Here is a 26,602-nt window from a genome sequence, read left to right on the forward strand (position 1 = left end):
CCGGAAATCTTGGAGCTTGGTCCAAGGGGGAGCACAGGCCCGCCGCATGCGGGCAGGGGTGACGGCCGCGTGGACCACCACGCGGCCCGCGCTCAGGCCGCCAGGTGCGCCCTGTCCCCCATGACCACCACGGGGTGCCGTGCCGGATCGAGGGCGCGCAGCAGCGCCCGCATCCCGGACTTCGGGATGCTGACGCACGCGGACGTCCCGCTGCCGTGGTCCAGGTGGAGCCAGACGCCGCCGCCCTTGGACTGGCCCTGCGGGCGTGACGGGTCCAGCGGGGAGGTCCCCTTGACGCGGTTGTAGTTGATCGCGACGACGTAGTCGAAGTCGTGCCGGGTGCTCTTGGCCCAGTACGACGGCGGAGTGAACGCCGAGGAGTGCGTATAGGGCAGCTTGGCGCCGGGGTCCTGGAGCACACCGCCCGCGTCGGTCAGCGAGAACACCCCGACGGGACTCCGCTTGTCGCCCTCGTGGTGATCGGCCGTCCAGCCGCGCCGGCCGTTGTGGGCGGTCCAACTGCTGTCGCGGTCCCAGCCCTTGGCGCCCTTGTCGTACAGGACGACGGTGGCGTCGGCGGAGTCCACGCCCTTGCCGTAGACCGCCACGACCTGCCCGGAATCGGCCGGGATCCGCGACCGCAGGGCGGTGCCGACGTCGGGGATGTTCTTGAGGTGGGTGGTGGCCGAGGCGCCGCGGGCCGGGCCGCCTGGGCGCTCCCCCTTGCCCGCGCCGTCTCCCTTGCCGTCCCCGTCCTTGCCGCCGCCCGCACCTCCGCAGCCCGCCAGAAGGACCAGTCCCGTCGCGACCGCCGCCGCCATCCGCATCGCACTGCCCGCTGTTCGCATGACCCCCATGGTCGCACCGTCGGCCTGACGGCCTTTCGGCGCCCGGCAGCCGTTCACGGGCCGCCACACGATTGTCCGGATCGCGGGGCCACAGCGGAAAAACCGTTTGAAATCAACCCACGTCGCGGGCCAACCTTCCAGAACCTCCGCCGGAGACGAGACGGACGAGAGGGCATTCCACCTGCCGCAACGGCCTGTTGCCGCCCACCCACCACGACTTCGCCTGGGGCATCATGCACATTCGCGACCTTCCGCATCCCGATCCGGGCGTCCCGGACGTCCGTACGGGCGGCGCCTTCCTCCTATGGCTCTGCGGACAACAGCTCGGCGGGCAGTTCAAGGCCCTCGCCTGGGGGCTGGTGAACGTCGGCGGTATCGCCGCCTCCCCAGTGCCGGTGGGCCTTGCCGTGCAGGCCGTGGTGGACCGCGACGCCGGCCGGCTCGTCCTGGCCGGCGGCCTGGTCCTCGCCCTGGGCGCGCTGATCGCGCTCGGCGGCATGATGCTGCACCGCGCGGCCGTCACCAACTGGATCACGGCGGTCGCCCGGATGCAGCAGCTGCTCGCCCGCAAGACCACGGAACTCGGCTCGGCGATGACCCGGCGGGTGGCGGCCGGGGAGATCGTCGCGGTCAGCACCGGCGACCTGGAGAAGATCGGCTGGTTCGTCGAGGCGCTCTCCCGGTTCGCCGCCTCCGCGGTCGCCGCGGCCGGCGTCTCCGTGGCGCTGGTCCTCTACCGTCCGGAACTGGGAGTACTCGTCGCCGTCGGCGTGCCCGTGATGGCGCTGGCCGTGCTGCCGTTGCTGCCGCGCGCCACCCGACGGGCCGACGCGCAGCGCGAGAAGGCCGGCCAGGCCACCGAGCTGGCCTCCGACACCGTCGCCGGCCTGCGCGTCCTGCGCGGCATCGGCGGCGAGGAACTCTTCCTCGGCCGCTACCGCAGCGCCTCCCAGGAAGTACGCGAGGCCGCCGTCCGCAGCGCCCGGATGTGGTCGCTGATCTCGGCCGTCCAGGTGCTGCTGCCGGGCCTGCTGCTCATCGCGGTGGTCTGGTACGGCACCCGGCTCGCCCTCGACGGCACCATCGCGGTCGGCGATCTCGTCACGGTCTACGGCGCCGTCACCTTCCTGCTCTTCCCGCTCCGGCACTTCGAAGAGATCGCCCAGGCCTACTCCTTCGCCAGACCGTCGGCGAAGCGCACGGCCCGTGTCCTGGCACAGAGCCGGCCGGCCGACGACCGCGCCCCGGGCCGGGCGCCGACGCCGACGGGCGATCTGCACGACCCCGCCAGCGGCCTCACCGCCCCCGCCGGCCGGCTGACCGCGGTGGTCTGCGGCGACCCCGACAGCGCCGGGCGGCTCGCCGAACGCCTCGGCGGACACCCGCCGCAGCACGAGGAAGGCGGCGACGACGGCCCCGGTCCGGTGTCCGTCGTGCTCGGCGGCACCCCGCTGGACGACCTGCCCCGTGACACCGCCCGTACCGCCGTACTCGTCCAGGACAAGGACCCGATGCTGCTCTCGGGCACGCTCGGCGAACTGCTCGACGTCCCGGCGTCCGGCCGGGTGGACGCGACGGCGGCGCTGGCCGCGGCGCAGTGCGGCGACGTGCTGACCGCGCTGGCGCAGGCGTCCGCCGACGACTCGGGGGACCCGATGCGGACCCACATCACCGAGCGCGGCCGGTCGCTGTCCGGCGGGCAGCGCCAACGGCTCGCGCTGGCCAGGTCGCTGGTCACCGACCCCGAGGTGCTGGTGCTCGACGAGCCGACCAGCGCCGTCGACGCGCACACCGAGGCCCGGATCGCCGACGGCCTGCGTGAGCTGCGGACCGGCCGGACGACCGTCGTCCTCACCTCCAGCCCGCTGCTGCTGGACCGGGCGGAACGGGTGGTGCTCCTCCAGGAGGGCAAGGCCGTCGCCGAGGCCACCCACCGCGAACTGCTGCACACCCACCCCGCCTACCGCGCGATCGTCACCCGCGCGACGGACCCCGAGCCGGCGATGTCGGCCGGCCACCGGACCGAGGAGACCGCATGATCGGCCTGGCGCCACCGGAGCACGATCCGGATGCCCCGCAGACCCTCACCACCCTTCCCGTCGGCTCACCGGCCACGGTCCGCGGCTACGTCAGCGGGCTGATCCGCCGGCACCGCGGGGCGTTCACCCTGCTGGTCGCCGTGAACGCGGCCGCGGTGATCGCCTCCATGGCCGGCCCGTACCTGCTCGGCGGGGTCGTCGAGAAGCTGTCCGCGGGGGCCCGGGACCTTCGACTGGAGCACACCATCGCGCTGTTCGCCGTCGCGCTGGCCCTCCAGACGGTGTTCGTCCGGATGGTCCGGCTGCGCGGGGCGATGCTCGGTGAGCAGATGCTCGCGGATCTGCGCGAGGACTTCCTCGTACGGTCCGTGGCGCTGCCGCCGGGCGTCCTGGAGCGGGCCGGCACCGGCGACCTGCTGTCCCGCATCACCACCGACATCGACCGGCTCTCCAGCGCGATGCGCGAGGCCGTGCCGCAACTGTCCATCGGCGTGGTGTGGGTGGCGCTGCTGCTCGGCGGACTCACGGTGACCGCGCCGCCGCTCGCGCTGTCCGCCCTGATCGCGCTGCCACTGCTGATCGTCGGCTGCCGCTGGTACTTCCGGCGGGCGCCGAGCGCCTACCGCTCCGAGGCGGCCGGCTACGCCGCGGTGTCAGCGGTGCTCACCGAGTCCGTGGACGCGGGACGCACCATCGAGGCCCACCGGCTGGGCGCGCGCCGCATCGCCCAGTCCGAGCGACGAATCCGGGAATGGACCCAGTGGGAGCGCTACACGCTCTTCCTGCGCACGGTGCTCTTCCCCGTCGTCGACATGACCCATGTGCTGCTCCTGGGCTCGGTGCTGCTGCTCGGCGGGGCCTTCGTCATCCAGGGCTGGATCACCCCGGGCCAGCTGACGACGGGCGCGCTGCTGACGCAGATGATGATCGAGCCAGTCGGCATGGTGCTGCGCTGGTACGACGAACTGCAGGTGGCCCAGGTGTCCATCGCGCGGCTCGTCGGGGTCCGGGAGATCGAGCCGGAGACCGTGGACACCGGGCGGTTCCCGGACGGCCGGGACGTCCGTGCCGACGGGGTGAGCTTCGGCTACCGGCCCGGCGTCGATGTGCTCCGGGACGTCTCGCTGCGGGTCCGTCCGGGAACCCGGCTGGCGCTGGTCGGGCCGTCCGGCGCCGGCAAGTCGACGCTGGGCCGGCTCCTGGCGGGCATCTACGGGCCGCGGGCCGGCAGCGTCACCCTGGGCGGGGCCGAGCTCTCCGCGATGCCGGCCGAGCGGATCCGCGAGCGGGTGGCGCTGGTCAACCAGGAACACCATGTCTTCGTCGGCACGCTCCGCGACAACCTCCTGCTGGCCCGCGGCGGTGCGGACGACACCGAGCTGTGGGCGGCGCTCGCCGCGGTGGACGCCGACGCCTGGGCGCGGGCCCTGGACAGGGAACTGGACACCGAGGTGGGCTCCGGCGGCCACACCCTGACCCCCGCTCAGGCCCAGCAGATCGCACTGGCCCGACTGGTACTGGCCGACCCGCACACCCTGGTGCTCGACGAGGCAACGTCCCTCCTCGACCCACGGGCGGCCCGCCACCTGGAACGCTCACTGAGCCGAGTCCTGGACGGCCGCACGGTCGTGGCGATCGCCCACCGCCTCCACACCGCCCACGACGCCGACCTGATCGCCGTCGTCGAGGAGGGCCGCATCAGCGAACTGGGCAGCCACGACCAACTGGTCGCCGCCGACGGCGCGTATGCGGCGCTGTGGAGGTCTTGGCACGGGTGAGGGGGTGGCTGTGGGGGGCTCGGGGGCGGGGGTTGGGTTGGGCCCTGGACGCCGAGAACCCCGTCCCTGCTCAGGGACGGGGTTCTCCCCGATGGCCGGGCTGGCCTGCCTGGCGACTTCACACCTTGTCGCGCGTCCTCGTACGTTCCCGTGGTACGTCCTCGTACGTCCTCGCGGCACGTCCCGGCCGTACGTCCTCGTACGTCAGATGTAACCGAGCGCGCTCAGGCCGCCGACGCCGCCCAGCACCATGAAGACCGGCATCAGCACCCTCAACTCCACCCAGCTGCCGGCCTTGAAGCGCATCCCCTTGGGCGGGCCGACCGGGTACCAGCGCTTGCGGCCTATCGGAATGGGCCACAGGATGGGGCAGCCCGAGACGGTCAGGGCATCACCGATGTCGTGGACGAGCGCTCCGAGAACGACCGGGAGCCCCAGCCAGAGGTACTGCTGCCCCGGTTCACTGAACAGCCAGCTCGCGCCGTTGCCCGGCTGGTCGAGAACGCCGGCCAGGATCCAGGCCGAGGCAGCGCCCAGCAGCCACACCAGCACATCGCTGGAGACCCGCGCCGCCCGCCACAGCAGCCCCTCGATGGCGAGCACCATATGGACGAAGAGGATGCCGAGCACCGCCCAACGGCCGCCCTGCATCGCCAGCACGGACATCCCGGCGCCGACCAGCACGGCCCAGACCCAGGTGTGGGTGAGCGTGCGGTGGCCTCCGTTGCGGTTCGAGTCGCCGCGCATCTTGGTCGCCTTGTAGACGGCGTGCGAGATGGCGTCGACCACTTCGCACAGCCACCGCGAAAGCGGTCCGAAGGCCCGCGAGATGGTCGCGGACTTGTGGTCGAGGTCCGGGGCGAGTGCCGCACCGGCACAGATCAGGGCTCCGCAGACGAGCACCGGCCAGGGCATCGGATGTCCGGCGGCAGCGGCCGCCGCGCCCACCCCCAGCCAGGCCGCGGCCCCGGACAGCGAGTGCGCCGGTCCCATCATGGTTGTTCCCACCCCTTGTTCTCTTGCGCTCGTTGTCCCGCGCGGACGGTGTGCCCCGCGCACTGCTGAGCCGCGCCACTGACGCCCGGTCGGCGACTCAGCGTAGCGTCAGATGATCTCCGTACGAGGAGGGGGTGAGCCAACCACCAGCATGAGAGCGCCTGCCGAACCCCGGCATCATTGGCCACCGGTTCCGCCCACCGGCTCCGGCCACCGGACAGGCCCTGCCGAACGGGACAACTGCCCATCGCAGCGCGCCCTCCGGCGTCTGCCCCGGTCGCCGCCGCCGGATCCCGGCCTGAGCGTTGCGCCAACTACGTTGGCTCGCGATGCCCTTGGCGGCGGACGGCTACCGCTCTGGCCCTCCACACCACCTTCGAAACCGCCCGGCGGTCCCCGGCTGGAGGCCGGTGAGCCAGCTCCAGCGGGTCGGTGAGCCCCTCCGGAGCTCGCCCGAGCCCCCTTCGCCGGCCTGGGGAATGCTCCGGTGCGGGTCTCCCCCCACGACCTCTACATCCCCGCTGGGCCTCCACCTCCCTGCTGCCCCTGCCTGCGACGCCGCCAATAGCCCGGCTGCCGCACCCGCCCCCGGCCGCGCGTCCGCGCCCATCTGGGCCTCCCGCCCGGACCGCCTGACTGAACCTCCTGCCCGCAACGCCTGCCCAAACCGCCCGCCGCGCCTCCACACCCGCCCGGACCACCTGCCCGAGCCACCTGCCCGAGCCACCCTGCTTGCCCCATTACCTCCTTTTCTGCCCGCTTCCCCTTTCCGGCTCGCTTCGCTCCCCGCCCCACCGCCCTCGACACCCACCCCGCCCCGACCGTCCGCCTCCTCCACACCTGCGGTGCGAACGCTGCGTGATCTCCACCACCCGCTACCTGCACAGCAGCCCAGCGGATGAAGGCGATGACAACCACGCGCCCCCGATGTCACACGGAGGGTGAGGGCCCCTTGACCCGCCCCTCCCCCGCCCGCGCCGAGGACGGGTGTATATTCGCAGGTCAGGGCCGCCAAAAGGGCCAAGCGGGTCGATATCGGAGGCGTGGCGACGGGTTCTGGAGGCCGTCCGGTCAGGCAACCGAGGACGCTGTCGATCTTCAGCTGATCTCCGGTCGGGTCGCCGGTTCCCTGATCCGGGCCGAAGACAGGCAGTATGGGGGCGTGACCCTCATCGATCATCTCCCGAACGACGCCGATCCCGATGCCCTCTTCGAAGCCTTTTCGGGCTGGGCCGAGCAGCAGGGCATCGCGCTCTACCCTGCCCAGGAGGAGGCGCTGATCGAGGTGGTCTCCGGGGCGAACGTCATCCTGTCCACCCCGACCGGCTCGGGTAAGAGCCTGGTGGCGGCCGGCGCGCACTTCACCGCGCTCGCCAATGATCAGGTCACCTTCTACACCGCTCCCATCAAGGCGCTGGTCTCGGAGAAGTTCTTCGACCTGTGCAAGCTGTTCGGCACCGAGAACGTCGGCATGCTCACCGGTGACGCCTCGGTCAACGCCGACGCACCGGTCATCTGCTGCACCGCCGAGGTCCTCGCCTCGATAGCGCTGCGGGACGGCAAGGACGCCGACATCGGCCAGGTCGTGATGGACGAGTTCCATTTCTATGCCGAGCCGGACCGCGGCTGGGCCTGGCAGATTCCGCTGCTGGAGCTTCCGCAGGCGCAGTTCATCCTGATGTCGGCGACGCTCGGCGACATGTCGCGCTTCGAGGAGGATCTGACCCGGCGCACGGGGAAGCCGACGTCGGTGGTGCGCTCGGCGACGCGGCCGGTGCCGCTGTCGTACGAGTACCGCACCACGGCGCTGACGGAGACCCTCACGGAGCTGCTGGAGACCCGCCAGTCCCCCGTGTACATCGTGCACTTCACCCAGGCCGCCGCCGTGGAACGGGCGCAGGCGCTGATGAGCATCAACATGTGTACGCGTGCCGAGAAAGACCAGATCGCGGAGCTGATCGGGAACTTCCGGTTCACCACGAAGTTCGGCCGCAACCTGTCGCGCTATGTCCGTCACGGCATCGGCGTGCACCACGCCGGCATGCTGCCGAAGTACCGCAGGCTCGTCGAGAAGCTGGCGCAGGCGGGGCTGCTGAAGGTCATCTGCGGCACGGACACCCTGGGTGTGGGCGTCAATGTGCCCATCCGCACGGTGCTGTTCACCGCGCTGACGAAGTACGACGGGTCGCGGGTGCGGACCCTTCGGGCGCGGGAGTTCCATCAGATCGCGGGCCGCGCCGGCCGGGCCGGGTTCGACACCGCGGGCTTCGTGGTCGCGCAGGCTCCCGAGCATGTCGTGGAGAACGAGAAGGCGCTCGCCAAGGCCGGCGACGACCCGAAGAAGCGCCGCAAGGTGGTGCGCAAGAAGGCGCCGGAGGGCTTCGTCAACTGGGGTGAGAACACCTTCGAGAAGCTGATCGCTTCCGATCCGGAGCCGTTGAACTCCCGCTTCCGGGTGACCCACGCGATGCTGCTGTCGGTGATCGCCCGGCCGGGCGATGCGTTCGTGGCGATGCGCAAGCTGCTCGAGGACAACCATGAGCCGCGCAGGAACCAGCTGCGGCACATCCGGCGGGCCATCGCGATCTACCGGTCGCTGCTGGACGGCGGGATCGTGGAGCGGCTGCCGGAGCCGGACGCGGAGGGCCGGATCGTCCGGCTGACCGTGGATCTGCAGCAGGACTTCGCGCTCAACCAGCCGCTGTCGACCTTCGCCCTGGCCGCGTTCGACCTGCTCGACCCGGAGTCGCCGTCCTACGCGCTCGACATGGTCTCGGTCGTGGAGTCCACGCTGGACGATCCCCGGCAGATCCTGGCGGCGCAGCAGAACAAGGCGCGGGGCGAGGCGGTCGCCCAGATGAAGGCCGACGGCGTCGAGTACGAAGAGCGCATGGAACGGCTCATGGACGTCGAGTACCCCAAGCCGCTGGAGGAAGTGCTCTTCCACGCCTACGGCCTGTACCGCAAGAGCCACCCGTGGGTCGGCGACCACCCGCTGTCGCCGAAGTCGGTCATCCGCGACATGTACGAACGCGCCATGACCTTCACGGAGTTCACGTCCTTCTACGAGCTGGCGCGCACCGAGGGGATCGTGCTGCGGTACCTCGCGAGTGCGTACAAGGCGCTGGACCACACCGTGCCGGACGATCTGAAGTCCGAGGACTTCGAGGACATCATCGCCTGGCTGGGCGAGATGGTGCGGCAGGTCGACTCCAGTCTGCTGGACGAGTGGGAGCAGCTGGCCAATCCCGAGGTGGAGACGGCGGAGCAGGCCGCGGAGCGGGCCGATCAGGTCCGGCCGGTCACGGCCAACGCGCGGGCCTTCCGGGTGCTGGTGCGCAATGCGATGTTCCGGCGGGTGGAGCTGGCGGCGCTGGACAAGGTCGAGGAGCTCGGCGAGATGGACGCCGAGTCCGGCTGGGACGCGGATGCCTGGGGCGAGGCGATGGACGCCTACTGGGATGAATACGACGAGCTGGGCACCGGTCCGGACGCGCGCGGCCCGAAGCTGCTGCAGATTGAGGAAGACGCCGAGCACGGACTGTGGAAGGTGCGGCAGACTTTCGCCGACCCGAACGGTGATCACGACTGGGGCATCTCCGCGGAGGTGGACCTGACCGCCTCCGACGAGGAGGGGCGCGCGGTGGTGCGGGTCACGGATGTGGGTCAGTTGTGAGGCGACGGCTTCGACCGAGGCCGCCGATGGATCTGACGGAGGGCCACCGGTCATGACCAATCCCGCCGAAAAGCTGGTCGATCTGCTGGATCTGGAGCAGATCGAGGTGAACATCTTCCGGGGCCGCAGCCCGCAGGAATCGTTGCAGCGGGTCTTCGGCGGGCAGGTAGCCGGCCAGGCGCTGGTGGCTGCCGGGCGGACCACGGAGGGTGACCGCCCGGTCCACTCGCTCCATGCGTACTTTCTGCGGCCGGGCCGGCCCGGGGTGCCGATCGTGTACCAGGTCGAGCGGGTGCGCGACGGGCGGTCCTTCACCACCCGCCGGGTAGTCGCCGTCCAGCAGGGACGCACGATCTTCAATCTGACCGCCTCCTTTCACAAGCCGGAACCCGGCTTCGATCATCAGTTGCCGTTGCGTCGGGTGGTGCCCGACCCGGAGGAGCTGCCGACGGTTGCGGAAGAGGTCCGCGAGGCGCTGCACGACCTGCCCGAGTCGCTGGAGCGGATGGCGCGCAGGATGCCGTTCGAGATCCGCTATGCCGACCGGCTGCGCTGGACGCCGGACGAGATCGAAGGTGCGGAGCCTCGCAGCGCGGTGTGGATGCGCGCGGTCGGTCCGCTGGGCGACGATCCGCTCGTGCACACCTGCGCGCTGACGTACGCCAGCGATATGACGCTGCTGGACGCCGTCCGCATCCCGGTCGAGCCGCTCTGGGGGCCGCGCGGGTTCGACATGGCCTCGCTCGATCATGCGATGTGGTTCCACCGTCCGTTCCGCGCGGACGAGTGGTTCCTCTACGACCAGGAGTCGCCGATCGCCACCGGAGGCCGCGGCCTGGCCCGGGGGCGGATCTACGACCGGGAGGGCAGGCTGCTGGTCTCGGTCGTCCAGGAAGGGCTGTTCAGGAAGCTCGGCGACTGAACCGGGCGGGCGGCGCAGGACGCGGCGGCCGGGGTCCGCACCCGTCCCGGCTCCTCCCTGCGGGCCCGCTCCAGGCACCGGGAGAGGTGGACGCGGTACCAGAGCACTTCGTCGAAGTCCTCCGCCGTCAGGACGCGCTCGAAGGATTCGCGGGCGGCCGGGGTCGCCGTGATCACGGAGGCCATGGTGGGCCGGAGGCGGCGCAGCAGGGACCGCTCCAGCGGGTTCTCGGCGACCGAGGCGAGCTCTTCCGGCGGCAGTACGGCGGCGATCACCGCTGCCGTTTCCCAGGGGTCGTCGGTCTGCCCCATGAGCTGGGTGACCCGCCTGCTGCGCCACTGGCGCGCCCGCCAGTCCTGACCGCTGTCGAGCATCACCCGCATCGCCGCGGGGGTGTTGCCCCGCATCAGGTCGGGTTCGCGCTCCGCGAAGTCGGCGACCTCGGCCGCGAGATAGAGCCAGACCACCGCGCCGAAACGGTTCACATAGAACCGGACGGGGCCGAGGCAGCCGGCCCGGGTCAGTCGCACCGCCCGGCCGGGCCCGATGCCCATGAGCGCCGCGGCCTCGGTCGTGCTGACCGTGCGGACCCGTTCGCGCAGCGCGTCCGGGAAGTCCGGCTCGGCCTGGAGCCGGGCGATCTCCTCCGCCGGAACCCGGCGCCGGCCGAGCGATCCGGCCCCTCCCGGACGGTCGTCGGCCCCGGCCCCGGCCGCGACTGTCCGTACTTCTCCGAGCTGGGTGGCGAGCTCGAACTCGCCGGTCCTCAGCTCCAGTTCACGGGCGGCTCGCCCGGCCGTGAACGTCTGTTGTCCGTCGCACACCACTGTCATGTCGTTTCCCCCGCAACTCATTCCATCACTGACAGTGACGACCATAGCCGTGGGTGGTGACAGCGGGTCAAACCCCGCCTCAGGCCTGTGGATAACTCTCGGGCTGGCGGGCCGCGACGCCCAGATGCTCCCCGACGCGGTTGACCAACAGCGTCATCTCGTAGGCGATCTGGCCCATGTCGGCGTCGGCGCCGGCGAGCACGCACAGACAGCTGCCGTCCCCCGCCGCCGTCACGAACAACACGCCGTCGTCGAACTCGACCATGGTCTGGCGCACCCGGCCGATCCCGAAGTGGAGCCCCGATCCCTTCGCGAGGCTGTGCAGCCCCGAGGCGACGGCCGCGAGATGCTCGGCGTCCTCCCGCGCCAGAGCCTCGCTCGCCCCGGTCACCAGCCCGTCGTTGGAGAGCACCAACGCGTGCCGCACCTTCTGCACCCGCTTGGTCAGATCGTCCAGCAGCCAGTCGAGTCCGCTGCTCAATGCCATTGCTGCTTCCTCCCCGTGTCGCCGTCCGCACGCGTGGCCGGACGTCAGCCCGCGGTCCGCGAACTGCCGTGCCAGCCTGTCCCACCTCCGCCGTCTCGGCAAGCGGCCCTATGGCCCGGCGTGCCACACGGCGCGTGTGTGCACCGCATGGATGAGAATGTCGGCATGGCACACAAGATGACGAAGGACGAGTGGCACAGGTTCCTTTCCGAGGGCACGCGTACCGGCAAGCTGGCGACCGTACGGGCCGACGGCAGCCCGCACATCGCCCCGGTGTGGTTCCTCCTGGACGGCGACGACCTGGTGTTCAACACCGGGGCCGACACGGTCAAGGGCCGCAACCTCGCCCGCGACGGCCGGGTGGCGCTGAGCGTCGACGACGAACAGCCGCCGTTCGCTTTCGTGTCCGTGCAGGGAACGGCGCAGATCGGCGACGACCTGGCGGAGGTGCGGCACTGGGCGACCCGGATCGCGGCCCGCTACATGGGCGAGGACCGCGCGGAGGAGTACGGCGCCCGCAACGGCGTGCCGGGCGAGGTGGTCGTCCGGATCAGGGTCGACAAGGTGGTCGCCTTCACCGGCGTCGCGAGCTGAGGGGCGCGTGGCGCGCGCCGTCCGGTCTCCGCGCCACCTCCGCCCGCCGGTTCACCCCACCAGGTCCGGCACCCGGGCCGAGTGCCGCCGCCCCGCGTGCTCGACGAGCCGGACCAGCACTTCCTTGCCGGAATCGCGGTCGCGCGCATCGCAGAGCACGACCGGGGTGCCGCGGTCCAGGTCCAGTGCCCGGGCCACCTCGTCGGCCCCGTAGGACCGCGCCTCCGCAAAGCAGTTGACGGCCACCAGGAACGGGATCGCGCGGCGCTCGAAGTAGTCGACGGCCGGAAAGGAGTCCTCCAGCCGCCGGGTATCGGCCAGCACCACGGCGCCCAGCGCCCCCTCCGAGAGGTCGTCCCACAGGAACCAGAAACGGTCCTGCCCGGGGGTGCCGAAGAGGTAGAGGGACAGTCCCTGCCTGATGGTGATGCGGCCGAAGTCCATCGCCACCGTGGTGGTGCCCTTGCTGTCCACTCCCCCGGTGTCGTCCACCGTCTCGCCCGCCTCGCTGAGCCGCTCCTCCGTGCGCAGCGGGTGGATCTCGCTGACCGACTCCACCAGGGTCGTCTTGCCCACGCCGAAGCCGCCCGCGACTAAGATCTTCAGGGCCAGTTCGGCGTCGGGGTCCGGGGCCGCGCCCTCCGGGGCCCCATGTGCGGCGTTCATCTGCCGTCTCCTCCAGGATGCAGGGTCCTGCGCGTCACAGGGTGTACGGATCCACGGCTCGGCGAGGGGAGCCTTCGGCGGCGGAGGGCCGACCGCAATCCATGGCGAGGACCGTACCCCCCGCTGGTCGGGTTTTCCCCGGATTCGCCGAAGCCGCCACGTCTTCGGATCAAGATGCTCAACAACCGGCGTATTCGTGGTAGTTGGGGTGAGGGAAGGGAGGGTCGGCCGCCCTCGCAAGGGGTCTCCGCCCTCGCGGGGTGCCTTCGCCCTCTCAGGGGGCCGGACGAAGCGGAGCCGGTCCCGGTGGTCCGCCTGGGCGTCGTGGCGGCCATCGCTCTCGCGGGAGTCCTGTATGCCTGTACTGCCCCGCTCGCCGACCGCTTTGCCCTGGAGGAGCCCGATGACCGGCCACCGCGACGACCACCACGCCGACCGCCCCGCGGATCACCGTGCGGACCGTCCGCACGAGGTCCGGGCATTCTTCGCGCCGCGCGCCGCCGGCTGGGACGCGAAGTTCCCCGACGACGGTCCCGCGTACGCGGCGGGCGTCGCCGAACTGGGCCTCCAGGAGGGCGACCGGGTGCTGGACGCCGGATGCGGCACGGGGCGCGCGCTGCCGGCGCTCAGGGACGCCGTGGGGCCGCGCGGGACGGTGCTGGGCGCCGATCTCACGCCCGAGATGCTGGCGGAGGCCGTACGGGCCGGACGCGACCGCTGTGCGGCGTTGCTGCTCGCCGACGTGACCCGGCTGCCGCTCCTCGACGGCGCGCTGGACGCGGTCTTCGCCGCCGGGCTCGTCTCCCACCTGCCGGACTCGGCGGGCGGCCTCACCGAACTCGCCAGGACCGTCCGCCCCGGTGGCCGGCTGGCCCTCTTCCATCCCATCGGTCGGGCCGCGCTCGCCGCCCGCAAGGGCCGTCCGATCACCCCGGACGATCTGCGGGCGGAGCCGAATCTGCGGCCCCTTCTGGCGGAGTGCGGATGGGAGCTGGTGCGGTACGAGGACTGTGACGCGCGGTACCTGGCGGTGGCGGTGCGGCGGGGGTAGCGGGTAGCGGGGGGCGGCTCGGGGTTTTCCCGCGTCGGTGGGGTAGCCGGGTCGCCTCCCGCGTCGGTGGGCTGCGCCGGGTTGGTGGGCTGCGCCGGGTTGGTGGCTCCGCCGCACACGTCGGTGGGCTCCGCCGGGTTGACGGCTCAGTCCCTCACTTCGGTGGCGGCGTGGTGTCCTCGCCGTGCGGCAGCGGGCAGCTTCCCGTGCGGCCGGTGGTGGGGAAGGTGCCGAGTTCGGAGCTCGAAGTCCTCGTAGGTCTGCGGTAGTCCGGTGATGCCCATGCGGCGGCCGAGGGTGCGGTAGCAGACGGCGACGGCTTGCTCTTCGTGTGCGGACAGCCGCCGCCAGCCGTAGGCGTCGAGCCACCGCTTGGGCATCACCACGAACGTGCACAGGCCATAGCGCATTTCGTCGTTGCTGATGTCGTGGCTGCGGGCCTCGGGGTGCGGGCGGTGGGGCCGTAGCGGTCCGTGATGGTGGGGTCCGCCACGGCGAGGGCGCGCTGGACGGGCAGGCCGGTGCGGTCGGCGAGCGTCAGTCGCTCCCGGACCTCGCGTGGGGTGCGCGGGCGGTAGCGGGGCCCGTGCCGCAGCAGCCGTCGTGGAAGGTCAGCCCCGCGCGCAGGACGGCCTCCAGGGCGCGCCAGCCGGCGTTGTCGCGCCGCTTGGGGACCGCGAGGTCGGCGCCCGCGTCGATCAGCTCGGCGCGGCACTGGGGGCAGCGGCCGGGCCCCGTGCGGCCGTGGTCTTCTTCCACGCGGCCCGGCAGGACAGGCACACGACGTGCATCCGGCTGCTGTGAAAACACATCCGCGCAGCGTACGGCTGGTGACAAGGCCGCACCAAGCCAATTAGGGTGCGCCGACATACTCCGCGATGGATTGGATGGGGAGGCCCGCGTGCCCACGACCGAGAGCGCCGACAACGACCAGTTGTTCGTGCTGACGGCGGTGCTGCTGACGCCCGCGCAGTTCCCGAGCGTGCTCGGCGACGACTACCCCGAGGTGTGTGCGGGCCTCGGCCTCGAACCGTATGCGGAGGGCTACGGGCTGGTCCTCGGTCAGGACGGCAACGGCGCGCGCTGGACCGTGGCGACGGAGGACGTGTCGCTGGTGGCCTGTGCGATCGCGGCCTGGGACTGCGGGATGGAGTACGACCTCTCCCCCGGGGAGGACAGCATCGTCGGGGCGCTGCCCGGCTGGCCCCTCTCGCTCGCCGTGGCGGCGCCGGAAGTGCCGCAGCCGCACGATCCGGAGCCGCAGGAAGGCGATCCGGAGCCGCTGACGCCGCCGGACGCCGAGGAGTGGGGGCCCGCGCAACGGAGGCTCGGCGCGGACGAGATCGCCATGCAGTGGGCGGCCTGGCGCGAGCAGGTGGATGACGAGGACAGCTTTGCCGAGCCCGGGGATCATGCGCACAAGGGGGTGCGGCGGGTGCTGGAGGAGGCGCGCGGCTATGTGAAAGAGCCGCCGCCGCCCGGGCGGGTGCGGTCGTCGTTCGCGGCCGGGGAGGCGCGGACGCTGCGGGTGGACGGGCCGGGGTGGAGCATGGTGGCTCGTACGGATGACATCGCGTTTGTGCTGTTGGACGAGGAGCCGGGGGAAGTGCATCCGGTGGGGCGGGGACCGGAGTTGCCCGGGTTGTTGGCGTCGCTGGAGGAGTTGGCGGCTCGGCCGGTTTGAGGGCCCGAGAGGCTGCGGAGGCACGTTGCTGCCTGGCGGTGAGTGAGGCCGGGGTCTCGGGTTTACGGACGTCGGGTGGGGCTGGTGTCGTGCGGGGCTCGTAGTCGCCGCGGGATCTAAAGAGCACGTCCGGTGGGGGGTGGCGTCGTCCGGAGTTCGTGAGTGCCGCGGGGGCCGGAGGGGACGCACCGGAACCCTCCCCCAGCCTTCGGCCGGGAGGTGCCCCCACGGCGCGGGCGCATCTGGTACGTGGATAGATCGACCCGGCGTTCGCTCCGGTCCTGCGGGCGGGTCCCGGTACATCCCTTCCGGCCGTCCGACGTTGCCGACTGCGGCCCGGTGGCACCGTCCCTCACCGACCAAGCGCGTCGGGCTCCGGCCAAGCCTCGCCCCCAGCGTCGGTCCCGCTGGCCAACCGGAGCGGACAAGAACCGTGCACCCGGCCCCATGCCCTGCGTGCCGCCGGGGCGTGGGACCGGCCGGACCCGTCGCCGGTCGGTGGGACGAGTAAGGGGCACCCCCCCACGGGGGCGGACCGGGCGGTGCCGCCGGCGTGAGGGCGCGGGGCGGGGGCGCTCGGTCAGCGGCCGATCTGTTTGCGGCTGACGCGGCGGAGGCGGCGTCGTTGGGAGGCGTCGAGTGTCAGGTATGCGACGGCCGGGACTCCGACTATGACCAAGAGGGCCGCCCAGAAGGGCAGCAGCCACAGCAGGATCACTCCCACCGCGACGCCGCCGACCGCGACCTTCGCCTGTGTGGACATCCTTCACGCCCCTTCCGCGGCGTACGCCGCATCTGTGTACTCCATTGAACGCCGATTTCGTCTCGCAGGTTCCAGGGGTGGGTGGCCCGCCCTGCACTCGCGGGCGCGCCGAGGGCAGTAGTCAAACTTGAGTAGTGCCCCTGGTGGCTCCTCTCGGTGGTAGTGCCGGACCGGTTCTCCTTGCTGAAGGTGGCTGGGCGGCGGGTTTCTGCTGTCGGAGCTGCGGTGAGGGGCGGGTGGCCCTGGGGCGGCGCGATGTCCGGGGCGTGGTGGAGGCGGATGGCGGAGGGGGTACGGCGGGTGAGGTGGCGGCGCGGCTGTAGACCGTTCTGGCGGAGGGAGGCGGTGGGGGTGTTCCTGGGTGCGTGCCCGGACCTTGCCCTGACGACTGTGGAGGGGTCCCTGTGGTCACTCGCGTGGGGCTGCTCATGGCACCCGTCCGGCTGCCGCCTTCTGGGGGCGCGTCCGTACCGGCGCTGCAGCTCACGGCGCGAGGGGTACCCGATGTCCATGGTTCGAGGGAAACGGGGGTGCGGTGGATCGGTGAGCCGGGCAGCATGGCGAGGTGACCGGCCTGCTGTGGGATGACGTGAAGGGCTTCTTCGACCCGGCCTTGATGGGGTCGTTGCCGGATGTGCGGGTCCCGAATGCCTCGGTCGAGGACTGGCAGGAAGTCCTCGATCTTGTTGTGGAGAGGGGCTGGAAGTGCCAGTACTCCGAAGGAGAGAGGGTGCTTCCGGTGCCTCGGGCGGAAGTCGTTCTGTCCCGTCCGCCGGATGCTGAGTGTCCGGGCCTGCGGGTCTGGCCGGCTGTCGATGTCCTGGCGATCTTCCGTTTTCATGCCGACGATGAAGTCGACTTCGATGTGGACCTGCGGGAGTTGCAGGGCCAGGAGCGACTGGACGTGTTCTGCGGCTTCCTCCGGGAGATCGGACGGCGGCTGGGGAAGCCGGTGCTGATGGAACCGGAGGGCGACTCCGGCCGTCCGGTGCTCGGATTCGTTGTCGAGGCCGATCGCGTCGTTGTCCTCGCGGACCCGCAGGTCAGGTGACTGCGGCCGACGGCTGCGGTGCGCGGCGGCCGCTGGACGGCTTCGGCCCGGAGGCGATCCGTGCGGTGCGGGCGGGGCCGGCCCGTAGCGAGTCGGAAGGGCAGCGCCGGATGCCGACGCTGCACGGCGGCCGGACGGACGGGCCGGAGGTGGCGCCGAATCTGTGGGCCGGGATCGGGCTCGTACGGGGCGGGGCGGGCACCCGCCGGCCGGCAGCCGTGCGGAGGTGGTCGAGCGGATCGTGGAGTATCACCGGCTGGTGGGCATCGAGGAGTTCGTCCTCTGCGGGCACCCGCACGTCGAGGAGGCGTACTGGTTCGGGGAGGGGTGCTGCCGGTGCCGCGGGACGCCCGGGCTGTGGTGGCATCCGTCCGCACGCGAGGGGGTCCACCCCGGTGCCGCCCAGGTCCGTTCGCCGCCGGGGTGGGCCGCGGGTCCGAGGCGGCTCCGGCCAATCCGTCCCATCCGGCTGCGCCGCGGGTCCGCGCATGATTCGCTGAGCTGATCCCCCACCGCCAGGCACCTCGCCCGCAGCAGGAGGACCAGTGACCGGCACCCCGCCGCACGACATGTCGTACGCACCTGCACCACGGACCGTCGACGGGGCGGGCGGCACTCCGCACCGCCCCGGCCGCCTCCCGTACTACGAGGACCGCTCGCCGGGAAGCGGGGTCCTGCCGCCGCGTGCCTGGTACGCGCGCTCGGACGCCGCCCGCCTCTCGCTGCACGGCCGCTGGCGGTTCCGGCTCTCGGCGGGCGCCGCCACCGAGGACGACGCGTTCGCCCGCCCGGACTTCGACGATGCGCAGTGGCAGGAGCTGCGGGTGCCGGGCCACTGGGTGCTCCAGGGGCGCTTCGCCGCCGAGGGCTCCTACGGGGGCGGCGGCGCGCAGCCGCACGGAGCACCGGCGTACACCAACACCGCCTACCCCTTCCCGGTCGATCCGCCGCGGGTGCCGGACGAGAACCCGACGGGCGATCACCGCCAGGTCTTCAACCTGCCCGAGGAGTGGGGCGCGGGGCCCGCGGTGCTGCACTTCGCCGGGGTGGAGTCCTGTGCCCGGGTCTGGCTCAACGGGCAGGAGCTGGGCCATTTCAAGGGCAGCAGGCTGCCGCACGAGTTCGCGGTCGGGCCGCTGCTGCGGCCGCGCGGCAATGTGCTGGCGGTCCGGGTCCACCAGTGGTCGTCGGGCAGCTATCTGGAGGACCAGGACCAGTGGTGGCTGCCCGGCATCTTCCGGGAGGTCTCGCTCCACCAGCGTCCCGAGGGATCGGTCGCCGACCATTTCGTCCACGCCGGGTTCGATCACCGCACGGGCCTGGGCACCCTGCGCGTGGAGTGCGCGCCCGCGGGCCGGGTCACGGTGCCGTCGCTCGGCCTCGACCTGGCGACCGGGGAGAGCGCGACGGTGCCGGTGCGCTGCTGGACGGCCGAGACGTCGCACCTCTACGACGGGGAACTGGCCACCGCCGGCGAGCGGATCCCGCTGCGGATCGGGTTCCGTACGGTCCGCGTCGAGGACGGACTGCTGAAGGTCAACGGCCGCCGGATCCTGCTGCGCGGCGTCAACCGCCATGAGTTCCATCCGCGCTACGGACGGGCCCTGGATCCCGAGACGATGCGCCGCGACCTGCTGCTGATGAAGCGGCACAACATCAACGCGGTGCGCACCAGCCACTATCCGCCGCACCCCGCCTTCCTCGGCCTCTGCGACGAGCTGGGCCTGTGGGTCGTCGAGGAGTGCGATCTGGAGACGCACGGGTTCGGCGGGCAGGGCTGGCGGGACAATCCGGTGGACGACCCGCGCTGGGAGCCGGCGCTGCTCGACCGGGCCCGGCGGATGGTCGAGCGGGACAAGAACCACCCCAGCGTCGTGCTGTGGTCGCTGGGCAACGAGTGCGGTACGGGCAGCGGGCTGTCCGCCATGGCCGCCTGGATGCGCGAGCGCGACCCGTCCCGGCCGCTGCACTACGAGGGCGACCCCAGCTGCGCCGACACCGATGTCTACTCCCGGATGTACGCCGACCACGCCGAGGTGGAGCGCATCGGGCGGCGTGCCGAGGCGCCGCTGCCCGATCCGGAGCTGGACGCCCGGCGCCGCCGCCTCCCGTTCCTGCTGTGCGAGTACGCGCATGCGATGGGGAACGGGCCGGGCGGCCTCGCCGAGTACCAGCGGCTGTTCGAGCGCTACGAGCGCTGCCAGGGCGGCTTCGTGTGGGAGTGGATCGACCACGGGCTGCGGCAGCGGACGCCGTCCGGCGAGGTCTTCCACGCCTACGGCGGGGACTTCGGCGAGGAGCTGCACGACGGGAACTTCGTCTGCGACGGGCTGGTCCTTCCCGACCGGGTGCCCTCCCCGGGGCTGGTGGAGCTGAAGAAGGTCGTCGAACCGGTGCGGATCGAGGCCGCGGGCGGCGCGGCGGGCGCGGTGCGGATCACCAACCTCCACGACTTCGCCGATCTGGGGCACCTCGACTTCCTGTGGACCTACGAGGTGGACGGTGACCCGCGCGGGTCCGGATGGCTGGAGGTGCCGCCGCCGGCGCCCGGCGAGTCGGTGGTGGAGCGGCTGACGGCGCCGCCGCCCGAACCGGACGACGGCCAGGAGGCGTTCTGGACGGTGCGGGCCGTGCTGCGCCGGGACACCACCTGGGCACCGGCCGGGCACGAGGTCGCCTGGGGCCAGCTGCCGGCGGCCCCCCGCCCGGCCGCCGCTCCCCCGGCGGCCACCGCCGTACCCCGCCGCGGCGAGGGCAATGTGATCGTCCTGGGCCCGGGGACCTTCGACGCGGGCACGGGGACGCTGGCCTATCTGGACGGCGTGCGGATCGGCGGCCCCCGGGTGGACGTCTGGCGGGCGCCGACCGACAACGACGAGGCCGCGCCGTGGCAGCCGGGGCCGCGGCCGGCCACCGAGTGGCGGCGGGCCGGCCTGCACCGGATGCGGCACCGGGTCGATGCCGTCGAGGCCGGCCGGGACGCCGTGCTGGTGCGGACCCGGGTCGCCCCGGCCGGCTCGCCGCTGGCGCTGCGCGCGGTGTACCGCTGGACGGCTCACGAGGGGCTGCTGCGGCTGGAGTTGAGCGTCGATCCCGAGGGCGAGTGGCCGGTGCCGCTGCCGCGGCTCGGGGTGCGGATGGGGGTGTGCGGCAGCCTGGGCCGGGCCGAGTGGTTCGGCGGCGGGCCGGGCGAGGGCTATCCGGACACCCGGTCGGCCGCGCGGGTCGGCCGCTGGTCGCTGCCGGTGGACGCGCTGCAGACGCCGTATGTGCGGCCGCAGGAGAACGGTGCCAGGCCCGGTGTGCGCTGGGCGGAGCTGACCCGCTCGGACGGCTCCGGTTTGCGGATCGAGGGCGATCCGGACTTCTACCTCACCGCCCGCCGGTGGTCGACCGAGGAACTGGCCGCGGCCCGCCACACCACGGATCTGCGGCCCGGCGAACACCTGTGGCTCCATCTCGACCACGCGCAGCACGGCATCGGCAGCCAGTCGTGCGGTCCTGGGGTGCTGCCGCAGCACCGGCTGGAGGCGGCCCCGGCCCGGTTCTCGTTCGTGTTCGCGTCGCTGCGCTGAGCCCCGCGGCGCCCCCTGCGGCCAGGGGCGTTGTCACCGGCCCGGGATACGATCCGATGTGAGGCGTGAGCACCCACGCGTCCCGCAGCACGGAGAGGCTTCGCACCATGGTCAGCACGTCCCCGCCGCTCGCCGACGCCCTCGCCGCGGGACCGGTCGTCCTCGACGGCGGGCTGTCCAACCAGCTGGAGGCCGACGGGCACGACCTCGGGGACGCGCTGTGGTCGGCGCGGCTGCTGGCCGAGGAGCCGGAAGCGGTGGTGCGGGCGCACCTGGCGTACTACGAGGCCGGGGCGCAGGTCGCGATCACCTCCAGCTACCAGGCGACGTTCGAGGGGTTCGCGCGGCGCGGCATCGGCGAGGAGCGGGCCGCGGAGCTGCTCGGCCGGAGCGTGGAGCTGGCCCGCGAGGCGGCCCGGCGGGCGTCGGCCGGCGGGGTGGCCGGGCCGCTGTACGTGGCCGCTTCGGCGGGCCCGTACGGCGCGATGCTGGCGGACGGCTCCGAGTACCGCGGCCGCTACGGCCTGTCGGTGGACGAGTTGGAGCGCTTCCACCGGCCGCGTCTGGAGGTCCTGGCGGCGGCGCGGCCCGATGTGCTGGCGCTGGAGACGGTGCCGGACGCCGAGGAGGCCCGCGCGCTGCTGCGGGCGGTGCGGGGACTGGGGGTGCCGGCCTATCTGTCGTACAGCGTCGCCGGGGACCGCACCCGGGCCGGGCAGCCGCTGACGGAGGCGTTCGCGGTCGCGGCCGGCGCCGACGAGGTGATCGCGGTCGGGGTGAACTGCTGCGCGCCGGACGACGCGGACCGGGCGGTGCGCCTGGCGGCGCGGGTCACCGGCAAGCCGGTGGTGGTCTACCCCAACAGCGGGGAGAGCTGGGACGCCGGGGCGCGGGCCTGGTGCGGCGAGGCGGCGTTCCGGGCGGACCGGGTCGCCGCCTGGGCCGCGGACGGGGCCCGGCTCATCGGCGGCTGCTGCCGGGTGGGCCCGGACGCCATCGCCTCGCTGGCGGCGGGGCTCGGCCGCTGACGGGTGGCCCGGTCGCGGGCCGAAGGCGTTACACAGACGCAACCGACGCGGCGGAGACAGGGCCCCGGGCCGGTGGCAGGATGCAGCCACATCGCAGCACGCATGGCTTGGTTGATGTTCATCCTGCCCCTGGAGGGCCCGTGTCCGCTCGCTCCGCGTTGCCTGTCATAGCCGTTGCCGCGGCCGTCGCCGTCCTGTCGGGGTGCAGCAGCACCACGTCCGGCGGGAAGAAGGGTTCCGGCGGCCTGGAACTGGTCTCCTCCGGGACCCTGAAGACCTGCACCCACCTTCCCTACGCCCCGTTCCAGGTGAAGAAGGACGGCAAGGTCGTGGGGTTCGATGTGGATCTGGTGGATCTGGTCGCCAAGGATCTCGGGGTGAAGCAGGAGATCGTCAACACGCCCTTCGAAGGCATCGAGACCGGCCAGGACTTCACCATCCGCACATGCGATCTGGCCGCCGCCGGCATGACGATCACGCCCGAGCGGGACAAGGTCATGGATTTCTCCGACCCGTATTTCAACGCCACCCAGGCGCTGCTGACGAAGAAGGGCAAGCCCTTCAAGAAGGTCGAGGACCTCAAGGGCAAGAAGCTCGGCTACCAGAAGGCCACCACCGGCGGGATCTACGCCAAGAAGCACGGCAAGGGCGTCGAGCTGGTGGAGTTCGAGGACCTGGGGCTGCTGCTGACCGCCGTGAAGTCCGGGCAGGTCGACGCCGGCATCAACGACAACGGTGTGCTCTTCGACTATGTGAAGCAGAACCCGGACACCGCGGTCACCGCGGAGTTCAACACCGGTGAGCACTACGGCATCGGCGTGCGGACCGGGAACGACGCGCTGCGGAAGAAGATCAACGCGGCAATCAAGAAGGCGAAATCGGACGGGACGTACGACCGGATCTACAAGAAGTGGTTCGGCACCACCCCGCAGAGCTGAGGCCGCCGTCATGTCCGTCATGTCCTTGTCCAAACGACAGCGTGCCCGGGTGATCCGCGGTGTGCAGTACGGCGTGCTGGTCCTCGCCGTGGTGGTCTTCGCGCTGGTCGCCGACTGGCACCAGTTGCGGATGGCGTTCTTCGACGTCGAGGTCGCCAAGGCACTGTTCCCCGACATCATCACCACCGCGCTGGTCAACACCGTCCTCTACACCCTGCTCGGCTTCGGTTTCGGGCTGGCGCTCGGTCTGGTGCTCGCGCTGATGCGGCTCTCGTCGGTGCCGCCCTACCGCTGGATCGCGGTCACCTACATCGAGTTCTTCCGCGGCATCCCCTGTCTGCTGGTGTTCATCGCGCTCGGCTTCGGTGTGCCGCTGGCCTTCGAGGTCGCGCTCGACATGAACGTCACGGTCATGCTGTCGCTCGGGCTGGTGGGCGCGGCCTATATGGCGGAGACGATCCGGGCCGGTATCCAGGCGGTTCCCAAGGGGCAGACGGAGGCGGCACGTTCGCTGGGGATGTCGCACGGGCGGGCGATGGTCTCGATCGTCATCCCGCAGGCGTTCCGCATCGTGCTGCCGCCGCTGACCAACGAACTGATCCTGCTGACCAAGGATTCCTCGCTGGTGTATCTGCTGGGGCTCTCCCTCACCCAGTTCGAGCTGGCCAACTTCGGCCGGGACGCCCTCAACGAACACAAGAGCCTGACCCCGATCCTGATCGCCGGGCTGCTCTACCTCGTGATCACCCTCCCGCTCGGCCAGCTGGTCCGTCGGCTGGAGGCCCGTACGGCGAAGGCCAGGTGAGCGGCGTGACGACCGACCAGGCGGCACCGGGGACGACGGACGCGAAGGCCATCGACGTCCAGGGCCTGCGCAAGGCGTTCGGCGAACTGGAGGTGCTGCGCGGCATCGACTTCTCGGTGGCCCGCGGCGAGGTGGTGTGTGTCATCGGGCCCTCGGGGTCGGGGAAGTCGACCCTGCTGCGCTGTGTGAATCTGCTGGAGGAGCCGAGCGCGGGCCGGGTCACGGTGGCCGGCACCGAGGTGACCGACCCGGACGTGGACATCGACCGGGTCCGGCGGCGGATCGGGATGGTCTTCCAGGCGTTCAACCTCTTTCCGCATCTGACCGCGCTGGAGAACCTGACGATCGCCCAGCGGCGGGTGCTGCGCCGTGACCGGGACGAGGCGGAGCGGATCGCCCGCGCCAACCTCGAACGGGTCGGGCTGAGCGACAAGGCGTCGGCCTATCCGGCGCAGTTGTCGGGCGGGCAGCAGCAGCGGGTGGCCATCGCCCGTGCGCTGTCCATGGACCCGGAGCTGATGCTCTTCGACGAGCCGACCTCGGCGCTGGACCCGGAGCTGGTCGGCGATGTGCTGGCGGTGATGCGGGCGCTGGCGCAGGAGGGGATGACGATGCTCGTGGTCACCCACGAGATGAGCTTCGCGCGCGAGGTCGCCGACCGGGTGGTGTTCATGGACGGCGGGGTGATCGTCGAGGAGGGCACTCCGGAGCAGGTGGTGGGCGCCCCGCGGCACGAGCGGACCCGGACGTTCCTGGCGCGGGTGCTGGATCCGGCGGCCGCCGAGGTCGGGGAGGTCACGGACACCGGAGCGGCGGGGAAGCGCGCCGATCGCTGACGGCCCCGGGGCGTGCGTTGCCCGGGGCCGTCCGGTCGCCGGCGCGGTGCCGGCGACGGTGACCGTGCGGCTCAGGACAGCGGCCTGGTGAGCTTCTTGGTGCCGGTGCTGTTGCCCGTCAGGCTGCAGGTGACGGTCTTGATGCCGATCTTGTAGCCGTTGAGGGTGGGGTACTGGACGTAGGTGCCCTCGGCCGTGCCCGCGGGCTGGCGGGCCGCCGTGTGCTCCAGCTCGTCACGGCACAGCGCGGACGCCTTGGACCTGATGCCGGTCTCGGTCGTCAGGCCGGGGGCGAGGCGGTGGACGGTGACCACCTCGGCGTCGTGCGGGCCGGTGCAGGAGGCCCTGTCGTTGTTGCCGCCGCCGCCCTCCCGCAGGTCGTAGCAGTCGCCGGTCTTCAGCAGGTAGAAGGGTATGCGGCCGTCGGCGGGCGTCGGCAGGCCGCTCCCGGCGTCGCTGCCGGCGGGCGTCGCGGTGGGGGTGGGGTCGTAGGAGGGCGCGGCGGAGGCGCTCTCGGACGGTGTGGCGGAGGCGCTCGAACCGGACGGCTGGGCACGGTTGTTGCTGCCGCCGTCGTCGCTGTTGGCGACCACGATGACAGCGATGACGGCGGCCAGGACGACGGCCCCGCCGCCGATGATCGCCGCGATGGTCTTGCCGTTGCCGCCGCCGGGCGGGCCGGGCGGCTGCTGCCAGCCGCCGGGGCCCGCGGGGCCGTAGCCGCCCGCGGGCGGGCCGAAGCCGCCGGCGGGCTGAGGGCCGCCGGGCGGACCGTAGGCGCCCGGGGCGTATCCGCCCTGGCCCTGGCCGCCCGGTCCGGGGCCGCCGGCCGGCGGGCCGAAACCGCCCGGGGCACCGTGGGGCGGCTGCTGCGGCTGGTTCGGGGGCGGAGGCGGAGGAAAGCTCATGGTGGAGGTGATCGCTTCTTTGCTCGGTTTTCGGGGGCCCGGCGACCGGCCCGGCACATTCCGTGTCTGAAACATCCGGCCCATGGGCACCGTTGGCGGCAGTCAGCAAGCCACCCTACGGCTCGGAGGTTCCCCGTGTTCACCGACCTGTCCCTGGACGAGCTGCGCGCCTACCGCCCGCCCCGCCCCGAGCCGCCCGGCTTCGACGCCTTCTGGCAGCGCACCCTCGACGAGACCCGCGCCCACGACCTCGACGCGCGCTTCACCGAGATCGACGCGGGCCTGGCGCTGCTGCGCACCCAGGACGTGACGTTCGCCGGCTTCGGCGGGCACCGGATCCACGGCTGGTTCCTCGCCCCGCGCGCGGCCGACGGGCCGCTGCCGTGTGTCGTGCAGTACCTCGGCTACGGCGGCGGCCGGGGGATGGTGCACGACTGGCTGCTGTGGCCGTCCGCGGGGTACGCCACGCTCGTCATGGACACCCGAGGGCAGAGCGGCCCCAACCGGCCCGGTGACACCCCCGATCCGGTCGGCTCCGGCAATCCGGGGGTGCCCGGCAAGATGACGCAGGGGCTGCTCGACCCCGACGACTACTACTACCGGCGGCTGTTCACCGACGCGGTGCGGGCAGTGGAGGCGGCGCGGGGGCAGGCCGCGGTGGACGCCGGCCGGATCGTGGTCGCCGGCGGCAGCCAGGGAGGCGCCGCCGCCCTCGCGGTAGCGGGGCTGGTCCCCGGTCTGGCGGGCGCGCTGATCGACGTCCCGTTCCTGGCCCATGTGCGCCGCGCCGTCGAGATCACGGACAGCGGGCCGTACGGCGAACTCACCCGCTACTTCGCGGGTGAGCGCGGCCGGATCGACACCGCGCTGCACACCCTGGACCACTTCGACGGCCTGAACTTCGCGGCCCGCGCCACCGCCCCGGCGCTCTTCGGCACGGCGCTGCGCGACGACGTGGTGCCGCCGTCCACCGGCTTCGCCGTCCACCACCACTACGCGGGCGAGAAGGAGCTGAAGGTGTGGCGGTTCAACGCCCACGAGGGAGGCGGCGGCGAGCAGCGGGCGGCCGAAATAGCCTTCCTGCGCACGCTGTTCGGCTGAGCGGCCGGCGCGGCGGGGCACCG

22 protein-coding genes and 2 pseudogenes are annotated in these 26,602 nt (G+C 72.2%); 15 read left to right on the plus strand and 9 right to left on the minus strand.

The window, feature by feature from the left end:
* Positions 1-92: 92 nt before the first annotated feature.
* Positions 93-857, minus strand: a complete 765-nt coding sequence (locus tag K7396_RS05640; protein WP_373866879.1) for a hypothetical protein — start codon at positions 855-857, stop codon at positions 93-95.
* 224 nt (positions 858-1,081) lie between these two features.
* Here K7396_RS05640 and K7396_RS05645 point away from each other — a divergent pair, with 224 nt between their 5' ends.
* Together K7396_RS05645 and K7396_RS05650 are read left to right on the plus strand one after the other, a co-directional pair.
* The gene (locus K7396_RS05645; RefSeq protein WP_086719592.1) at positions 1,082-2,887 is read left to right on the plus strand and encodes an ABC transporter transmembrane domain-containing protein; all 1,806 of its coding nucleotides are present in this window, start codon (positions 1,082-1,084) and stop codon (positions 2,885-2,887) included.
* Positions 2,884-4,665 carry an ABC transporter ATP-binding protein gene (locus K7396_RS05650; RefSeq protein ID WP_152104363.1) on the plus strand — a complete coding sequence of 594 codons (1,782 nt, stop codon included), beginning with the start codon at positions 2,884-2,886 and terminating at the stop codon, positions 4,663-4,665. Before K7396_RS05645 ends, K7396_RS05650 begins: the two co-directional genes overlap by 4 nt.
* Before the next feature lie 204 nt (positions 4,666-4,869).
* On the opposite strand, the gene K7396_RS05655 is transcribed toward K7396_RS05650, so the two are convergent.
* Positions 4,870-5,661, minus strand: a complete 792-nt coding sequence (locus K7396_RS05655) for a metal-dependent hydrolase (RefSeq protein WP_086721037.1) — start codon at positions 5,659-5,661, stop codon at positions 4,870-4,872.
* A gap of 1,162 nt (positions 5,662-6,823) precedes the next feature.
* On the opposite strand from K7396_RS05655, the gene K7396_RS05660 reads away from it, so the two are divergent.
* Positions 6,824-9,337, plus strand: a complete 2,514-nt coding sequence (locus tag K7396_RS05660) for a DEAD/DEAH box helicase (protein ID WP_086719940.1) — start codon at positions 6,824-6,826, stop codon at positions 9,335-9,337.
* A gap of 52 nt (positions 9,338-9,389) precedes the next feature.
* Complete coding sequence (locus K7396_RS05665) at positions 9,390-10,259, plus strand: acyl-CoA thioesterase (RefSeq protein ID WP_086719938.1); 870 nt, start codon at positions 9,390-9,392, stop codon at positions 10,257-10,259.
* Here K7396_RS05665 and K7396_RS05670 read toward each other — a convergent pair.
* On the minus strand, positions 10,190-11,092 hold the full coding sequence (locus K7396_RS05670; RefSeq protein ID WP_223659674.1) for a DUF6397 family protein: 903 nt from the start codon (positions 11,090-11,092) through the stop codon (positions 10,190-10,192). The two genes, K7396_RS05665 and K7396_RS05670, sit on opposite strands and share 70 nt — an antisense overlap.
* Positions 11,093-11,171: 79 nt before the next feature.
* Positions 11,172-11,579, minus strand: coding sequence for a roadblock/LC7 domain-containing protein (locus tag K7396_RS05675; RefSeq protein WP_086719936.1), 408 nt, complete (start codon positions 11,577-11,579; stop codon positions 11,172-11,174).
* A 165-nt stretch (positions 11,580-11,744) separates the two neighbouring features.
* On the opposite strand from K7396_RS05675, the gene K7396_RS05680 reads away from it, so the two are divergent.
* Positions 11,745-12,173 (plus strand): PPOX class F420-dependent oxidoreductase, encoded by a 429-nt coding sequence (locus K7396_RS05680; RefSeq protein ID WP_086719934.1) that lies wholly within the window; start codon positions 11,745-11,747, stop codon positions 12,171-12,173.
* 51 nt (positions 12,174-12,224) lie between these two features.
* On the opposite strand, the gene K7396_RS05685 is transcribed toward K7396_RS05680, so the two are convergent.
* Entirely contained in the window at positions 12,225-12,839 is a 615-nt protein-coding gene (locus K7396_RS05685) for a GTP-binding protein (RefSeq protein ID WP_086719932.1), read from the minus strand.
* A 403-nt stretch (positions 12,840-13,242) separates the two neighbouring features.
* On the opposite strand from K7396_RS05685, the gene K7396_RS05690 reads away from it, so the two are divergent.
* Positions 13,243-13,890, plus strand: coding sequence for a class I SAM-dependent methyltransferase (locus tag K7396_RS05690; RefSeq protein WP_152104362.1), 648 nt, complete (start codon positions 13,243-13,245; stop codon positions 13,888-13,890).
* Positions 13,891-14,132: 242 nt separating this feature from the next.
* Here the strand turns inward: K7396_RS05690 and K7396_RS05695 are convergent.
* Together K7396_RS05695 and K7396_RS05700 are read right to left on the minus strand one after the other, a co-directional pair.
* A pseudogene (locus K7396_RS05695) lies at positions 14,133-14,327 on the minus strand (oxygenase MpaB family protein); the annotation flags it as partial.
* Positions 14,328-14,427: 100 nt separating this feature from the next.
* Positions 14,428-14,670 (minus strand): hypothetical protein, encoded by a 243-nt coding sequence (locus K7396_RS05700; RefSeq protein ID WP_223659675.1) that lies wholly within the window; start codon positions 14,668-14,670, stop codon positions 14,428-14,430.
* Positions 14,671-14,791: 121 nt separating this feature from the next.
* Between K7396_RS05700 and K7396_RS05705 the strand changes: the two genes are divergently transcribed.
* Positions 14,792-15,574 carry a hypothetical protein gene (locus K7396_RS05705; protein WP_152104361.1) on the plus strand — a complete coding sequence of 261 codons (783 nt, stop codon included), beginning with the start codon at positions 14,792-14,794 and terminating at the stop codon, positions 15,572-15,574.
* A 580-nt stretch (positions 15,575-16,154) separates the two neighbouring features.
* Here the strand turns inward: K7396_RS05705 and K7396_RS05710 are convergent.
* A complete protein-coding gene (locus K7396_RS05710; protein ID WP_152104360.1) occupies positions 16,155-16,337 on the minus strand; it encodes a hypothetical protein in 183 nt (60 codons plus the stop codon).
* A gap of 565 nt (positions 16,338-16,902) precedes the next feature.
* On the opposite strand from K7396_RS05710, the gene K7396_RS05715 reads away from it, so the two are divergent.
* From K7396_RS05715 to K7396_RS05745, 7 genes and pseudogenes are all read left to right on the plus strand, one after another.
* Positions 16,903-17,388, plus strand: a complete 486-nt coding sequence (locus K7396_RS05715; RefSeq protein ID WP_086719335.1) for a hypothetical protein — start codon at positions 16,903-16,905, stop codon at positions 17,386-17,388.
* 20 nt (positions 17,389-17,408) lie between these two features.
* Positions 17,409-17,893: pseudogene (locus K7396_RS05720) on the plus strand (hypothetical protein); the annotation flags it as partial.
* Between the two features lie 64 nt (positions 17,894-17,957).
* Positions 17,958-20,963 carry a glycoside hydrolase family 2 TIM barrel-domain containing protein gene (locus K7396_RS05725; protein ID WP_086719337.1) on the plus strand — a complete coding sequence of 1,002 codons (3,006 nt, stop codon included), beginning with the start codon at positions 17,958-17,960 and terminating at the stop codon, positions 20,961-20,963.
* Positions 20,964-21,070: 107 nt separating this feature from the next.
* Complete coding sequence (gene mmuM / locus K7396_RS05730; RefSeq protein ID WP_086719334.1) at positions 21,071-21,991, plus strand: homocysteine S-methyltransferase; 921 nt, start codon at positions 21,071-21,073, stop codon at positions 21,989-21,991.
* A 140-nt stretch (positions 21,992-22,131) separates the two neighbouring features.
* Positions 22,132-22,929, plus strand: coding sequence for a basic amino acid ABC transporter substrate-binding protein (locus tag K7396_RS05735; RefSeq protein WP_086719333.1), 798 nt, complete (start codon positions 22,132-22,134; stop codon positions 22,927-22,929).
* A gap of 19 nt (positions 22,930-22,948) precedes the next feature.
* Complete coding sequence (locus tag K7396_RS05740) at positions 22,949-23,734, plus strand: amino acid ABC transporter permease (protein ID WP_086719336.1); 786 nt, start codon at positions 22,949-22,951, stop codon at positions 23,732-23,734.
* Complete coding sequence (locus tag K7396_RS05745; protein ID WP_086719332.1) at positions 23,731-24,570, plus strand: amino acid ABC transporter ATP-binding protein; 840 nt, start codon at positions 23,731-23,733, stop codon at positions 24,568-24,570. The genes K7396_RS05740 and K7396_RS05745 overlap by 4 nt, the downstream gene beginning before the upstream one ends.
* Before the next feature lie 71 nt (positions 24,571-24,641).
* On the opposite strand, the gene K7396_RS05750 is transcribed toward K7396_RS05745, so the two are convergent.
* Positions 24,642-25,478, minus strand: coding sequence for a hypothetical protein (locus K7396_RS05750; protein WP_086719331.1), 837 nt, complete (start codon positions 25,476-25,478; stop codon positions 24,642-24,644).
* A gap of 135 nt (positions 25,479-25,613) precedes the next feature.
* Here K7396_RS05750 and K7396_RS05755 point away from each other — a divergent pair, with 135 nt between their 5' ends.
* Positions 25,614-26,579 carry an acetylxylan esterase gene (locus K7396_RS05755; RefSeq protein WP_086719330.1) on the plus strand — a complete coding sequence of 322 codons (966 nt, stop codon included), beginning with the start codon at positions 25,614-25,616 and terminating at the stop codon, positions 26,577-26,579.
* The last annotated feature ends 23 nt before the right edge of the window (positions 26,580-26,602 follow it).

Source organism: Streptomyces angustmyceticus, from assembly GCF_019933235.1.
GTDB classification, from domain to species: Bacteria; Actinomycetota; Actinomycetes; order Streptomycetales; family Streptomycetaceae; genus Streptomyces; species Streptomyces angustmyceticus.